The sequence below is a fragment of the Pseudomonas sp. 31 R 17 genome (genome assembly GCF_900004915.1).
GTDB lineage: Bacteria > Pseudomonadota > Gammaproteobacteria > Pseudomonadales > Pseudomonadaceae > Aquipseudomonas > Aquipseudomonas orientalis_A.
Genome location: NZ_CVTN01000038.1, coordinates 129,875 through 145,000, shown reverse-complemented (window position 1 = coordinate 145,000; position 15,126 = coordinate 129,875). Strand labels below are relative to the sequence as shown.

At 59.1% G+C, this 15,126-nt stretch carries 14 protein-coding genes and 1 rRNA gene (1 of these 15 running past the window's edge); 3 read left to right on the top strand and 12 right to left on the bottom strand.

Translation table 11 applies throughout. The annotated features are described in order from the left end of the window. From BFP89_RS03135 to mrcB, 10 genes are all read right to left on the bottom strand, one after another. Positions 1-225 (bottom strand): 16S ribosomal RNA (locus BFP89_RS03135); it reaches 1,312 nt to the left of the window's first position. 487 nt (positions 226-712) lie between these two features. After that, positions 713-1,333 carry a protein-methionine-sulfoxide reductase heme-binding subunit MsrQ gene (gene msrQ / locus BFP89_RS03130; protein ID WP_065884002.1) on the bottom strand — a complete coding sequence of 207 codons (621 nt, stop codon included), beginning with the start codon at positions 1,331-1,333 and terminating at the stop codon, positions 713-715. Further along, complete coding sequence (msrP, locus tag BFP89_RS03125) at positions 1,333-2,346, bottom strand: protein-methionine-sulfoxide reductase catalytic subunit MsrP (RefSeq protein WP_065884001.1); 1,014 nt, start codon at positions 2,344-2,346, stop codon at positions 1,333-1,335. Before msrP ends, msrQ begins: the two co-directional genes overlap by 1 nt. Positions 2,347-2,409: 63 nt before the next feature. After that, positions 2,410-3,267, bottom strand: a complete 858-nt coding sequence (gene pssA, locus BFP89_RS03120; RefSeq protein ID WP_065883999.1) for a CDP-diacylglycerol--serine O-phosphatidyltransferase — start codon at positions 3,265-3,267, stop codon at positions 2,410-2,412. Positions 3,268-3,413: 146 nt separating this feature from the next. Then, positions 3,414-4,430: a ketol-acid reductoisomerase gene (gene ilvC / locus BFP89_RS03115; protein WP_003176099.1), complete on the bottom strand. Its 1,017-nt coding sequence runs from the start codon at positions 4,428-4,430 to the stop codon at positions 3,414-3,416. A 46-nt stretch (positions 4,431-4,476) separates the two neighbouring features. Next, positions 4,477-4,968, bottom strand: coding sequence for an acetolactate synthase small subunit (gene ilvN, locus BFP89_RS03110; protein WP_003176102.1), 492 nt, complete (start codon positions 4,966-4,968; stop codon positions 4,477-4,479). 2 nt (positions 4,969-4,970) lie between these two features. Beyond that, a complete protein-coding gene (locus BFP89_RS03105; RefSeq protein WP_065884006.1) occupies positions 4,971-6,695 on the bottom strand; it encodes an acetolactate synthase 3 large subunit in 1,725 nt (574 codons plus the stop codon). A 431-nt stretch (positions 6,696-7,126) separates the two neighbouring features. Continuing rightward, positions 7,127-7,456 (bottom strand): YqcC family protein, encoded by a 330-nt coding sequence (locus BFP89_RS03100; protein ID WP_065883997.1) that lies wholly within the window; start codon positions 7,454-7,456, stop codon positions 7,127-7,129. Beyond that, positions 7,456-8,190 carry a tetratricopeptide repeat protein gene (locus tag BFP89_RS03095; RefSeq protein ID WP_065883995.1) on the bottom strand — a complete coding sequence of 245 codons (735 nt, stop codon included), beginning with the start codon at positions 8,188-8,190 and terminating at the stop codon, positions 7,456-7,458. Before BFP89_RS03095 ends, BFP89_RS03100 begins: the two co-directional genes overlap by 1 nt. A gap of 16 nt (positions 8,191-8,206) precedes the next feature. After that, complete coding sequence (mrcB, locus tag BFP89_RS03090; protein WP_065883993.1) at positions 8,207-10,531, bottom strand: penicillin-binding protein 1B; 2,325 nt, start codon at positions 10,529-10,531, stop codon at positions 8,207-8,209. A gap of 118 nt (positions 10,532-10,649) precedes the next feature. Between mrcB and BFP89_RS03085 the strand changes: the two genes are divergently transcribed. The 3 genes from BFP89_RS03085 to BFP89_RS03075 all read left to right on the top strand — a co-directional run bounded on the left by BFP89_RS03085 (position 10,650) and on the right by BFP89_RS03075 (position 13,112). Continuing rightward, entirely contained in the window at positions 10,650-12,206 is a 1,557-nt protein-coding gene (locus BFP89_RS03085) for a bifunctional aminoglycoside phosphotransferase/ATP-binding protein (protein ID WP_065883992.1), read from the top strand. Positions 12,207-12,297: 91 nt separating this feature from the next. Further along, positions 12,298-12,642, top strand: coding sequence for a pentapeptide repeat-containing protein (locus tag BFP89_RS03080; protein ID WP_065883988.1), 345 nt, complete (start codon positions 12,298-12,300; stop codon positions 12,640-12,642). A gap of 197 nt (positions 12,643-12,839) precedes the next feature. Next, positions 12,840-13,112: a TfoX/Sxy family protein gene (locus BFP89_RS03075; RefSeq protein WP_065883985.1), complete on the top strand. Its 273-nt coding sequence runs from the start codon at positions 12,840-12,842 to the stop codon at positions 13,110-13,112. 215 nt (positions 13,113-13,327) lie between these two features. Here the strand turns inward: BFP89_RS03075 and BFP89_RS03070 are convergent, their stop codons facing one another. Then, positions 13,328-14,095, bottom strand: coding sequence for a heme ABC transporter ATP-binding protein (locus BFP89_RS03070; RefSeq protein WP_065883979.1), 768 nt, complete (start codon positions 14,093-14,095; stop codon positions 13,328-13,330). Then, positions 14,095-15,078 (bottom strand): FecCD family ABC transporter permease, encoded by a 984-nt coding sequence (locus BFP89_RS03065; RefSeq protein WP_164420318.1) that lies wholly within the window; start codon positions 15,076-15,078, stop codon positions 14,095-14,097. Before BFP89_RS03065 ends, BFP89_RS03070 begins: the two co-directional genes overlap by 1 nt. Positions 15,079-15,126 lie beyond the last annotated feature (48 nt).

Here is a 15,126-nt window from a genome sequence, read left to right as displayed (position 1 = left end):
TCATCTGATAGCGCAAGGCCCGAAGGTCCCCTGCTTTCTCCCGTAGGACGTATGCGGTATTAGCGTCCGTTTCCGAACGTTATCCCCCACTACCAGGCAGATTCCTAGGCTTTACTCACCCGTCCGCCGCTCTCAAGAGAAGCAAGCTTCTCTCTACCGCTCGACTTGCATGTGTTAGGCCTGCCGCCAGCGTTCAATCTGAGCCATGATCAAACTCTTCAGTTCAAACATCTTTGGGTTTTTAAGAAACCCTAAACTTGGCTCAGCAATCGTTGGTTATTCTTTGATTTCTCGCGGAGTAACTTGTGATGCTGATAATCTTGTTGACTATCAGTCTGACTCCACAAGCACCCACACGAATTGCTTGATTCAGTTGTTAAAGAGCGGTTGGTTAAGATGTTTCGTCTCAACCGAGGCGAGCATTCTACAGCAGCCTCATTTGCTGTCAAGTGGTTATTTTCAGAAGTTTTCGAAGAATTCTTCAACAACTTCAACCACTTGCGCTTGCGATCTCTCGTAAGCGGGAGGCGAATTCTACAGCGTTACACGCTGCTGTCAACACCTCTTTTTCAACTTCCTTTTGGCTTCGATGAACTGAAGCGACCTGCTGTCGAAAACCACTTAACTCGTTGTTTACCAAGGAGTTTTCCGTTTCGACTGCGCCGGAAGTGGGGCGAATTATAGGCGCACAGAATCTGCCGTCAAGGGCTAATTACAGTTTTGTTGCAGAAGACGGTTTTTTAGCAATAAGGCGAGGGATTCGGCGCATCACCGGTGGCACCCGCAATAGAAGAAGCAGCGCACCAATGGAAGTGTAGACAGCCCACTCCTTCAAATCAGCCCGAACTATCCAGAGCATATGCAGCAAACCAAGTCCGAGGATCACATAGACCAAACGGTGCAGTTTCTTCCAACGGCTCCCCAACCGTCGCTGACTGTAACGATTGGAGGTCGCAGCCAAAACCAGCAAGCCCACAAACCCCAAGGTGCCGACAATGATATACGGGCGCTTACGCAATTCCACGCCCAGCTGCGACCAGTCAAGCCCGAGGATAAACACGCAATAGGCTGCCAAATGCAGCGCCACATAGGCAAAGCACCACAACCCCAGTTGCCGGCGTACCGCAATCCACCCCGCCCAACCGCTCAGTTTCTGAAGCGGAGTCATGCCAAGCGTGATCAGCAACAGAATCAAGGTGCCCAGGCCGAGGCGATCCACCAGCACCTTCCCAGGGTCGGGCCCGAGGGCAAAACTCCAGGCCTCATATAGCCAGAACAACGGCCATACCGCGACAGCTATAAAGACGCCAATGCGCCAGAGCGGATAGCGCATCAATAGTTCTTCCGCAGGTCGAGGCCCGCATATAACGAGGCGACCTCATCGGAGTAGCCATTGAACATCTGGGTCTCGCGCACGTTCGGGCTGAAAAGACCGCTCGGCAAACGACGTTCCCGCGCCTGGGTCCAGCGCGGATGGTCAACCGTCGGGTTCACGTTCGCATAGAAGCCATACTCATCGGCGGCAATACTCTGCCAGGTCGTTTTCGGCTGTTCGCTGACAAGGCTGATGCGCACAATCGACTTCACACTCTTGAAGCCGTATTTCCAAGGCACGACCAACCGCAACGGTGCACCGTTCTGGTTAGGCAACTCTCGCCCATACATACCAACGGCAAGGATCGCCAATGGATTCATCGCCTCGTCCAGGCGCAGCCCTTCTATATAAGGCCAGTCAATCAAGCCGAAACTGGAGCGCTGACCCGGCATGCTTTTTGGATCCTGCAGCGTTTCAAAGCGGATGAACTTCGCTTTGGAGGTGGGCTCAACCTGCTTGAGCAAGGCGGAAATGGGGAAGCCGATCCAGGGAATAACCATCGACCACGCCTCAACGCACCGCAGACGGTAGATGCGCTCTTCCAACTGGTAAGGCTTCATGAAGTCTTCAAGTGCGTAGCGCCCAGGCTTGGCCACCTCACCATCAATCACAACGCTCCAGGGTTGGGTCTTGAGTGAGCCGGCATTTGCCGCAGGATCGCCCTTGTCCGTGCCAAATTCGTAGAAGTTGTTGTAATGGGTTGCATCCTTGAACGGCGTGATGGCCTCGTCTTTGACGGTCACTGCCTGCCACTTGGTGCCGGGGAGCTTTTGCGCAAACCAGTCAGGCGCCCTGCCCGGCTCGACATCGGCATAGCGTGCCGCCTCCTCTGCACTGGCCCAACGGGGCAGGCTGCTGGCGGCAATACCGGCCAGCGCGCCACCGAGCAAGCTGCGGCGAGAGAGGTAGAAGGATTCAGGGGTGACATCCGATTCGTGGCAATCGGACGCTTTGGGCAATTTGATTAACATGGCAACTCCGCAGCATTGGAGGACAGGTGCACCAATAGACTGCGGAGTATGGGGGAAATTACATTAAGGCAATGTTTTGTCCCGACGAAGATGCAGCAGGTACTGGACCGGCCCGGAAGCGGCGTAGACCAGGAAGGCCAACAATAGAATGCGCGGCGGATCGCTGAACACCACCGCAAACACCAGCACCACAACAAGAATCGCTACGAAAGGTACACGCCCCTTGAGGTCCAGCTCCTTGAAGCTGTTGTACTTGATGTTGCTGACCATCAACATGCCGGCCGCAGCAACCATCAGCGCAACCAGGAACGACATCTTCGAACCCTGAATGCCGTAATCACTGAACGCCCAGACGATACCCGCCACCACGCCCGCGGCAGCAGGACTGGCCAGGCCAATGAAGTAACGCTTGTCGGCAGTGCCTACCTGAGTGTTGAAGCGCGCAAGACGCAACGCCGCACCCGCAACGTAGATAAAGGCAACCATCCAGCCGACCTTGCCCATATCACCCAGCGCCCAGGCAAACGCCAGCAACGCAGGGGCAACACCGAAGGCGACCATGTCCGACAACGAGTCGTACTCGGCACCGAAGGCGCTTTGGGTATTGGTCATGCGCGCCACGCGACCATCCAGGCCATCAAGCACCATGGCGACGAAAATGGCGATGGCGGCAAAACCGAAGTACTTGCTGGCACTCACGGCATCACCTGCCGCCAACGCGCTCTGGGCGCTCATCGAGTTGATGATGGAATAGAAGCCGGCAAACAGGTTCGCCGTCGTAAACAGGTTGGGCAGCAGATAGATGCCACGATGCCGGACCTTGCGGCCTTCCGCGTCATGCCCTTCTTCGACATGTTCATCGATCGGCAGCATGCTTTCGGCGTCGGAAGCCTGGTTTGGCTCTTCGGGACGTTCGCTCATGGACTTTACCTTGCAACGGTGTGAAAAAAATTCGACAGATACTTGCGGCGAGTGTTCGCCCGCAAACGATGCAGCTTTATACCAGAACCCGCTTACCCAAACGAAAAAACGCGGCCTAAGCCGCGTTTTCCCTTGATACGTACGACTTAGTTCTTGGCTTTGTCGACGATCTTGTTGGCACCGATCCACGGCATCATGGAGCGCAGTTGCTCGCCGATGACTTCGATACCGTGGGCGGCGTTGTTACGACGCTTGGCGGTCATCGAAGGGTAGCCGGTGGCGCCTTCGCTGATGAACATTTTGGCGTATTCGCCGTCCTGAATACGTTTCAGGGCGTTGCGCATGGCCTGACGGGATTCGGCGTTGATCACTTCCGGGCCGGTCACGTACTCGCCGTATTCGGCGTTGTTGGAGATCGAGTAGTTCATGTTGGCGATACCGCCTTCGTACATGAGGTCAACGATCAGCTTCAGTTCGTGCAGGCATTCAAAGTAGGCCATTTCCGGCGCGTAGCCCGCTTCAACCAGGGTTTCGAAGCCGGCTTTCACCAGTTCAACGGTACCGCCGCACAGTACGGCTTGTTCGCCGAACAGGTCGGTTTCGGTCTCGTCCTTGAAAGTGGTTTCGATGATGCCGGTACGACCGCCGCCAACACCGGCCGCGTAGGACAGCGCAACGTTCTTGGCGTTGCCCGAAGCATCCTGGTAGATCGCGATCAGGTCAGGAATACCGCCGCCCTTGACGAACTCGGAACGTACGGTGTGGCCTGGAGCCTTTGGCGCGATCATGATCACGTCGAGGTCAGCGCGCGGCACAACCTGGTTGTAGTGGATCGCGAAGCCGTGGGAGAAGGCCAGGGTGGCGCCCTTCTTGATGTTCGGCTCGATTTCATTCTTGTACAGCGCGGACTGGAATTCGTCCGGGGTCAGGATCATGACCAGGTCGGCGGCCGCAACGGCGGAAGCCACGTCAGTCACTTTCAGGCCATGGGCTTCAGCCTTGGCAACGGTAGCCGAGCCTTTGCGCAGGCCAACGGTCACGTCAACGCCGGAATCTTTCAGGTTGCACGCTTGAGCATGGCCCTGGGAGCCGTAACCGATGATGGCGACTTTCTTGCCCTGGATGATCGACAGGTCACAATCTTTATCGTAATAAACTTTCATGAGGTTCCTCTATATATCCAGGCCGTAAGGCCATTCGCTAATTGGGTTAGATGCTGAGTACTTTGTCGCCACGGGCAATCCCGGTGACACCACTGCGTACGGTTTCCAGAATCGAGGCCGTCCCGATCGACTGGATGAAGCTGTCCAGCTTGTCGCTTGTACCGGTCAGTTGAACGGTATAAACGCTGGCGCTCACATCGACGATCTGCCCGCGATAAATATCGGTAGTGCGCTTGATCTCGGCACGCTGGGCGCCTGTAGCCTTGACCTTGACCAACATCAGCTCGCGCTCGATGTGGGCACTTTCCGACAGGTCGACCAGCTTGACCACTTCGATCAGCTTGTTGAGGTTCTTGGTGATCTGCTCGATCACCTCATCGTGGCCCACGGTGGTCAACGTCAGGCGCGACAGGGTCGGGTCTTCGGTTGGGGCCACGGTCAAGCTTTCGATGTTGTAGTTGCGTTGTGAAAACAGGCCGACAACACGGGACAGAGCGCCGGGTTCGTTCTCCAGAAGCAGGGAGATAATGTGCCGCATGATTAAGTACGCTCCGTCTTGTTCAGCCACATGTCGCGCATAGAGCCGTCTTTGATCTGCATCGGGTAGACGTGCTCGCTGGTATCCACCTGAATATCGATGAACACCAGGCGGTCCTTCATGGCGAACGCCTCTTCCATCTTCGGCTTCAGATCTTTCAAATCGGTGATGCGCATGCCGACGTGGCCATAGGCTTCAACCAATTTGACGAAATCGGGCAACGATTCCATGTAGGAATGGGAGTGACGGCTGCCGTAGCTCATGTCCTGCCACTGACGAACCATGCCCAGCACACCGTTGTTCAGGCAGACGATCTTCACGGGAAGACCGTACTGCAGGCACGTCGACAATTCCTGGATGTTCATCTGGATACTGCCTTCACCGGTGACACAGGCAACGTCAGCCTCCGGGAAACTCAGTTTCACACCCATGGCCGCAGGGAAACCGAAGCCCATCGTGCCCAGGCCACCGGAGTTGATCCAACGGTTAGGCTTGTCGAATGTGTAGTACTGCGCGGCGAACATCTGGTGCTGGCCCACGTCGGAGGTCACAAAGGCATCGCCCTTGGTCACTTCACACAGGGTCTCGATCACGGTCTGGGGCTTGATGATGCTGCCGTCGCCCTTGTCGTAAGGGAACAGGCCGCGGTCGCCGCGCCATTCGTCGATCTGCTTCCACCAGCTGGCAACGGATTCCTTGTTCGGCGTTTCGCCGATGTCCTTGAGCGCAGCGACCATTTCAGTCAAGACGCTTTCAACAGGACCCACGATCGGCACGTCCGCCTTGATGGTCTTGGAAATGGACGCCGGGTCGATGTCGATATGGATGATCTTGGCATTCGGGCAAAACTTGCTCGCGCCGTTGATCACGCGGTCATCGAAGCGTGCGCCCACGGCCAGGATCACATCGGCGTGGTGCATGGTCAGGTTGGCGGTGTAGCTGCCGTGCATGCCGAGCATGCCGACGAACTGACGGTCCGAACCCGGGAATGCGCCGAGGCCCATCAAGGTATTGGTCACCGGCAGGTTGAGCAGCTTGGCCAATTCGGTCAGCGGTGCGGAACCGCCCCCCAGAATCACGCCACCACCGGAGTACAGCACCGGGCGCTTGGCCGCCAGGAGCATTTCGGCCGCCTTGCGGATTTGCCCCGAGTGCCCGCGCACGGCCGGGCTGTAGGAGCGCAGCTTGGCTTTCTTCGGGAAGATGTATTCGAATTTCTCGGCCGGGTTGGTCATGTCCTTGGGAATATCCACCACGACAGGACCCGGGCGACCGGATTGTGCGAGGTAGAACGCCTTTTTCATGACTTCCGGAATTTCCGAGGCGTGCTTGATCATGAAGCTGTGTTTCACGATCGGCCGGGAGATACCGATCATGTCGGTTTCCTGGAACGCGTCGGTGCCGACCATGGTGCTGGCGACCTGGCCGGAAATGATCACCATCGGAATGGAGTCCATATAGGCAGTCGCGATACCGGTTATGGCATTGGTTGCGCCCGGGCCGGACGTGACCAGTACCACGCCGGCTTTACCGGTGGCACGGGCGTAGCCGTCAGCCATATGGGTCGCGGCCTGTTCGTGGCGAACCAGGATGTGGGTAACAGCCGGTTCCTTGAACAGTGCGTCGTAGACATGCAGCAGAGCACCACCCGGGTACCCGTAGATATAGTCGACGCCTTCGTCACGCAAAAAGCGGACGAGCATCTCACCGCCAGATAAAAGCTCCACGTTGTTCACCTCTAAAACGCCAGAATACCGTCCGTTGAAAACCGACGGGTCTTAATAGGTTTACTTCTCAACAGAGCATGAGCGACGGTGGTCGCCGACTACGTCAGCACTGACTGAGCAAGTATTGGGATCGTCCCAAGTGTTGCGGGCTTTTCCCACCCAGCGCGAGGTAACGCGTTGCGGGTGTTACAGGTCGGCGCGGATGTGCGCCTCATGATCTGCTGAGCGGGCCTGCTTCTGGCAGTCCCGATACAGCGGACTTTGGATTCTTCTGTTTCAGGCCCTTCAAGTCAAGCAATAATTGCGCTTTTTTCCAACTAAGCGCATGAGAACGCAGGAGAAAGGGCTTTGAGGAGGGATAAAACTCGCCTGAATGTCGTCAAGCGGTAGAAATATGCGCAAGACTGCCGGAAAAACCGGCAGTCAGGCAATTAACGAGCGTCAGCGATCAATTGGTCGAACTTTTTCAGCGCATTGCGCAAGCCAAGGCTCTCCCGAGGACGGTCGGCATAGACCATCTCGGCCATCTCCAGAATCCCGGAAGCATTGGGCAAAGGCAGGTCCTGTTCGAGGATCTGCTTCATACGGACCAGGAAAATCCATTGCAGCCACTGGTGAAAATCCAGTGTGTCGACCGAAAACGGCTCGACGCTGCCGAGCGCTTCGGCGCTGGGGGGCACTTCATCCCACCAGCCCTGCACGCGCAGCTCTCGCTCGATCAGCAACAACTGTTCGGCAATCGCCGGAAAACGTTCATCCATCAGAGGTTGACCTTGGCTTTCGCCCGAGCCTGGGCAGCGCCGGCGGCGTCACCCTGGGCGGCACGCGCGTCGCCGATCAACGCCCACAGGCTGGCTTGCAGGTCCGGGCGACCGTTGGCCATGCTCAAACCACGGCGAGCGAACTGCTCGGCTTGCGGTGCATCCCCCTGGGCCATGCGCACCTGGGCCAGGCGATAGAGCACTTGCGGTTCGCGAGGCGCAACGCGCTGGGCACGCTCCAGGCTCGACGAAGCGCCATTGAGGTCGCCACCGGCCTGTTGTTGCTGGGCGGTGGTGAGCAGCGCCAATACCGGGCCGTCCAGTTGCTCGTCAGCGGACAGGCCGCCCGCACTGGATGACGAAGGAATGCCGCTCGGCGTCGACGGCATGTTGTACGTGCCCTGGTTGACCGGCGCGGTCTGGATCGGCGTTGCATCGACCGGACCCGAAGTGCTTGGCCCCGGGGTCCAGGGTTCGGCGCTGATCGGTGCTGCGGTAGCAGCACCACTGCCAGGTACCATCACCACGACGCCCGAGTCCTGCGGCATTGCCTGCGGCTTGGCCTGTGCCGGACGGTTGGTCACGGTTTGACGAAACCCGCCCTTGGCCGAAATCCGCTCGCTATTGGAGACGCCCGTGCTCGCGTCCACCACCGGAATAGAGCCGCGTTGCACGCTGGAGCAACCGCCGAGCAAAGCCAGAACTGTAATCGCTGGAATCCACAACTTGTTCACTTGAAACCCTCTTTGCTTAATTCATCCAGCCCTTGACCCAATCCATCACCGACTCCGCATCAGCCGGGGCACTGCCCCCGCAGGCGGCACCGGGTGGTGGCTCGCTGCCGCGAATATACGGCATCTGCACCGCCCCCGGGCAGTTGGCGTCGGAACCCTGACCTGTGTGCGGATCAATCCAGGCCTGCACGATATTGTCCGGCTGCGGCATGTTGAGCGGCAACGGGTCAGCTTTACGCATGAAGCTGGTCCAGACCTGCAGCGCACCGGTAGCACCGGTGAACGGCGTCTTGCCATTATCGTCACGGCCCAGCCACACCACGGCCAGTACGTCCTGGCCGAAACCTGCGAACCAACTGTCGCGCGAGTCGTTACTGGTGCCGGTCTTGCCCGCCAGCGTCAGGTTCGACGGCAGCACGCTGTAGACCGAGCGCCCGGTACCTTCACGCATCACGCGTTGCATGGCGTTCTGGATCAGGTAGATGGACCCCGCGTCGAAACGCTGCTGGATCTGGAACGGGTAGCGCTTGAGCGGCTCGCCCTCGGCGGTCAGCACACTGCGAATACCGCGCATCGGGGTATTGAATCCACCGTTGGCCAGGGTCTGGTACATGGTGGCCACTTCCATCGGACTCATGGCTGCCGCCCCCAGCAGCATTGACGGGAAAGCCGGGAACTCCCGTTCTATGCCCAATCGCGCCAGCGTCTTCAGTACATTCGGCACGCCGACTTCGAGCCCCAGGCGCGACGTCGAGATATTGTAGGAATGCGCCAGCCCCTGGTACAGAAACACGGTGCCGTGCGAGCGGCGGTCGAAGTTCTTCGGCGTCCACACTTGACCATCGGCGCCTTTGATCGACAGCGGATCGTCCGACAGCCAACTGGTGAGCGTGTACTTGCTCGGTTTTTCCAGGGCGGTCAGGTAAACCGCCGGCTTGACCAGCGAACCGATCGGCCGCACGGCATCCAGGGCACGGTTGAAACCGGCGAAACTGGCCTGGCGGCTGCCGATCATGGCCTGGACTTCACCGGTTTCCGGGTTGGTCACGACCATGGCAGCCTCGACTTCATCAGAGCCCTTACGGCCGGTCAGGCGTTTGAAGGTGTCATTGACCGACGCCTCGGCCTTCATCTGCAGAATGGGGTCAAAGCTGGTGAAGATGCGCAGGCCTTCTTCGGTCAAGTCTTCGTCGCGGTAGTCTTCGCGCAACTGACGTTTGACCAGGTCGATAAAGCCGGGGAACGAGCTGTCCGCCAGCTTGCCGCGCGTGGTGACGCCCAGCGGCATTTTCTTCGCCGCTGCGACCTGTTCGGCAGTGGCAACGCCCTGCTGCTCCAGAACATCGAGCACCAGATTACGGCGCTCAAGCGCACGCTCCGGGTTGCGCCGCGGGTTGTAATAGGACGGCCCCTTCACCATCCCCACCAGCAAGGCGACCTGATGCAATTTCAATTCGGACAGCGGTTGCCCGAAGAAAAACTGGCTGGCCAGGCCGAAGCCATGCACCGCGCGCTGACCATCCTGGCCGACGAAGACCTCGTTGAGGTACGCCTCGAGGATTTCCTGCTTGCTGTAATGCAACTCCAGGAGCATGGCCATTATGGCTTCGGTGAGTTTGCGCGTCAGGCTGCGCTCGTTGGTCAGGTAGAAGTTCTTCACCAACTGCTGGGTGAGCGTACTGCCGCCCTGGGTCATCCTGCCGCCGGAGGTATTGACCCAAACTGCGCGGGCAATCGACTTCGGCGAAACGCCCCAGTGACTATAGAAGTCGCGGTCTTCGACAGCGACCAGGGTTTCCAGCAGATACGGAGGCGCCTGATCGAGCTTGATCAGGATGCGGTCTTCAAGGTTCTTCGGGTAGATGCCGCCAATCATCAGCGGTTCGAGACGCACGACCGGCAGCTTGGCGCCGTTGAGCGACGACAGCTCGGCCACGTAATCGCCGGAAAAGCGCACGCGTACCGGCTGGGCTTTTTCCAGGCCTTCGTAGAACTGGAAGCCACGGGTGTTCAGGTCGACGGTATTGCCGCTGACCGCCGCCGCGCCCGGGCCGTTGCTCACGGGTTCGCGTCGATAGCCCAGCGCATCGAGTTCGGTGAGGAAGTCGTCCTTGCTCAGTTTCTGGCCGGCGAACAATTCCAGCGGGCGTGCATACACCTTGGCCGGGATGGTCCAGCGCTTGCCGGAGAACTTCTCCTGGACCACGGCGTCGAGATACACCGCAACGCCGGCGAGCGCAACAAGGCCAACCAGGCCGAGCTTGAGCGCCCAGCCCAGCCACGGGCGCAGGCTGCGCGAAGGAGGTTTTTTACGGGAACGGGGAGATCGGGTTCGAGTCATGGCGGCGGATTATACGCACTTTATTGATGATCAACATGAGCCGGACAGCGGTTTGCACGACCGCCCGTAGCGGCCATAATGCCTGCCATGATTTCTCCCAGACTTTGAAGGATCGCCCGTGAGCCAGTCCCTGATCGCAGCCCTGCAAAACCCGGCGTTGTACCCGCATCCGGTGGAAGCATTTCACGTTATTGAAACCCATATTTCCTGGGTAATCCTGACCGGTCCTTACGCTTATAAACTGAAGAAACCGATGAACTTCGGGTTCCTGGACTTCACCGATCTGGAAAAACGCGGCCACTTCTGCAACGAAGAACTGCGCCTCAACCAGCGCCTGACCGAAGATTTGTATCTTGAAGTGTTGCCAATTACCGGCACTGCCGACGCACCGCAACTGGCTGGCGACGGCCCGGTCATCGAATACGCGCTGAAAATGCGCCAGTTCCCGCAGAGCCAGATGCTGAGCACCTTGCAAGCCAACGGCGAACTGACCAGCGCGCACATTGACGAAATGGCCAGGCAGATTGCGCATTTCCACATCAACGCCCCCAAAGTCCCACAGGAACACCCGGCCGGCACCCCGGATGAAGTGATGGCACCGGTACGCCAGAACTTCGAACAGATCCGCCCATTCCTCAGTGACAAGGCCGACCTGACTCAACTGGAAGCCCTGCAAGCCTGGGCCGAAAGCAGCTTCGAACGCCTCAAGCCGCTGCTGCAACAGCGCAAGCTCAATGGATTCACCCGCGAATGCCATGGTGACATTCACCTGGGCAACGCCACGCTGATCGACGGCCATGTGGTGATCTTCGACTGCATCGAGTTCAACGAGCCGTTCCGCTTCACCGACGTGTACGCCGACACCGCGTTCCTGGCGATGGACCTGGAAGACCGTGGCCTCAAATGCCTGGCGCGACGATTCATCAGCCAGTACCTGGAGCTGACCGGGGATTATCAGGGCCTGGAGCTGCTCAATTTCTACAAGGCGTATCGCGCCCTGGTCCGGGCCAAAGTTGCGCTGTTCAGCATGCCGAGCGAAGCCGACCCGGTGCAACGCGCCACCACCCTGCGCCAGTACCGCAACTACGCCAATCTGGCTGAAAGCTACAGCACGATTCCGTCGCGCTTCCTGGCAATCACCCATGGTGTTTCGGCCGTGGGCAAAAGCCATGTCGCCCTGCGCCTGGTCGAGGCATTAGGCGCTGTTCGCCTGCGCTCGGACGTGGAGCGCAAGCGCCTGTTTGGCGAGCAGCCTGTGGAAAATACACCGCAGGCCGGCATCTATAACCATGACGCCAGTGCTGCAACGTACACGCGACTGAACGAAATTGCCGACACCGTGCTTCGCGCCGGTTTCCCGGTGGTGCTGGATGCCACCTTCCTCAAACGCGAACAACGCGACGCGGCGGCCCGGGTTGCCGAAGCCACCGGGGCTCCGTTCCTGATTCTGGATTGCAATGCGCCCCAGGCCGTCATCGCCAGTTGGCTGGCACAACGTCAGGCAGATAAAAACGATCCGTCCGACGCAACGTTGGTGGTTATCGAACAGCAGCAAGCCAATCGTGACCCGCTGACAGCGCAGGAGCTGCTGTTGAGCAAGCGCGTCGAGACCAACGAAAGCGGGACCCTCGATGCGTTGGTTGCGCATATTCGTCAGCGCTTGCCCGGCCTGTAAGAAATATTTCTTGGTCGTGTCGCCACGTTGGCGCACGACTCTGCGATAGTGGCACTATAATGGCGCCATAATACCAACAGGAGTCGTCGTCATGAGTCATCCCAAGCTTCTTGATACCCCGCTCTACGCGCTCCTGCACAAGGACGACATCCGCGGCTTCAATCAGGAACGCCCCGGTGACGGGGTTATCGACATGCGTGGCGGCGACTTCCGAGGGTTGGACCTGCGCGAACTGAACACCGCAGGTATCGACTTCACCGACGCCTACTTCCGCTCCGCCGACCTGCGCGGGCTGGATTTACGTGAATGTTCGCTGGAAGGCGCCAGCCTGGCCCACGCGCAGATTTCCGGCACTTACTTCTCCTCCGACCTGACGGCTGACGAGATCCTGATGTCGGTCAATTTCGGCACCCGCCTGCGTTACCGCACCAAATAACCTCAAGACTTCGGCTCCCGGCCGCGCGACAGGCGTGCCGGGCGCTTTACCCTGCCTGAGATATGGCGGCGGTCTTATAAGCTTTTGAGCCGTTCCCGAGCAAAAAATCACACTTTTCCTACTGAGCGCTACACTCATTTTCAGGCTTGCCTGGTCACGATACCCACCGCACCCTTCGGCCGTCGCAAGGAGGCTTGATGAACGATGAGCTGCAGCACCTGAAAAATCTTGGCAAGACGTCGGCGCAATGGCTGCATGCGGTGGGCATCCACAGCGCATCCGACTTACGCCGCCTGGGGGCGGTCGACGCCTACCGCGCCGTGCGCACTCGCGGGTTCCGAGCATCGAAAGTCCTGCTGTATGCCATTGAAGGCGCATTGATGGATGTGCATTGGAACGACATTCCCGCAGAACGCAAAGAAGCGTTGAACCGTCAGTTCGATGCGCTCTCGACGCGCAAGAAGATTTAGGTCTGCGGAGGGGCAGTTGTAGAAAAATACGGGAATGGATAAAACAATTGTTGACTCTCAAATGAGAATCGTTATGATTATCACAACTGGTCGCGAGATCAGCCGATAACTGAAAGACCATTGGTTCGGACTCTCAGATTATCTCCTCATCAGGCTAATCACGGTTATTTGACCCGGCTCTTGCCGGGTCTTTTTTTGCCTGGAAAACCCTGTGCTCAGCGCGCGATGATCAACGGATGACCACGTTCCGGATGCGACTGCACCAACACATCCAGACCAAACACCGCCTTGAGCGGCTCGGGCCGCAGCACCTGTGCCGGCGTGTCCAGGGCATGCGGGCGCCCACCCGCCAGCAGCAGGATACGATCACAGTAACGCGCGGCCAGGTTCAGGTCATGCAGGATCACCAGCACCGCCGCGCCACGGTCGGCAAAGCTGCGGATGGCCTGCAAGGTCGTATGCTGATGCAACGGATCGAGCATCGATGTCGGCTCATCCAGCAACAACGTCTGCCCCGCCTCGCCCGGCCATAATTGCGCCAATACTCGGGCCAGGTGCACCCGTTGACGCTCCCCGCCCGACAAGGCCAGGTAACTGCGCCCGCTCAGGTGCCCTGCATCTGCCGCATGCAGCGCCGCGCGGATAATCTCCTCATCCCGTACGCGACCGGTCTGATGGGGCAAACGTCCCATGCCTACCACTTCCTCGACACGGAAAGCGAAATCCAGGGTGGAGGTCTGGGGCAGGACTGCCAGGCGTTGAGCGCGTTGCGCGCCGCTCAAACGCTTCAATTCCTGCGCACCCAGCCAGACCTTGCCCTGATCAGGCAACAATTCACCGCACAGCGCACTCAACAAGGTGCTTTTACCCGCACCGTTAGGGCCCAATACGCCCAGCACTTGGCCCGGAAGCAGGTCCAGGGTCACATCCGCCAACACGGTCTTGCCTGCGCGACGGATGTGCAGCGCTTCCACCCGCAGCATCAGGCGCGCCCCCGCAACAATAAATAGAGAAAAAAAGGCGCGCCGATAAACGCGGTAACGATACCGATCGGCAATTCCGCCGGCGCCAACGCCAGGCGCGCCACCAGATCGGCAAACAGCAGCAAACTCGCGCCCGCCAGCACCGAAGCCGGCAGCAACACCCGGTGGTCCGGGCCTGCCAGCAACCGCACCAGATGCGGCACCACCAATCCGACAAAGCCGATCATGCCCGCCGCAGCCACCGCTGCGCCGACGCCCAACGCCGTACAGAACACCAGTTCACGCTTGAGCCTTTCAACATCGATCCCCAGATGACTGGCCTCGGACTCACCCAGCAACAGCGCATTCAAGGCCTTCGCTCGGCGCGGCAGCCACAGCGCCACGCCCGCACTGACCAGCAGCAACGGCCATAATCGCGAATAGCTGGCACCGTTGAGGCTGCCCAGGTTCCAGAATGTCAGGGTACGCAAGGTGGCGTCGTCTGCCAGGTAGGTAAACAGCCCCACCGTGGAACCGGCGAGCGCCGTCAGCGCAATGCCGGCAAGCAGCATCGTCGCGACGTTGGTCTGGCCGTTGCGCCGTCCCAATCGATACACCAGCGCGGTGACGCCCAGGCCGCCCAGAAACGCGCAGATCGATAATAGATACGGACCGACCGCGTCCGGCAGCCCGCCAAAAAACGAGCCTGCGACAATGGCCACCGCTGCCCCCAATGCCGCACCACTGGACACGCCCACCAAGCCAGGATCAGCCAGCGGGTTGCGAAACAACCCCTGCATCGCCACGCCCGACAATGCAAGCACGCCCCCGACGGCCAGGCCCAGTAACGTGCGCGGCAAACGAATCTGCCCCAGGATCAACTCGGCCTGTTCGAGCCCCTGCGCATTGATCGGCATCCCCATCAATCGCAATGCGGCCCTGAGTGTGTCGAACAACGGCAGGCTGACCGGGCCCAGGGCCAATGAGAGCCAGATCGCCACCAGAGACAACAGCGCCAGCCCGATAAACAGCGTTTTCGGTTTAACCAATGT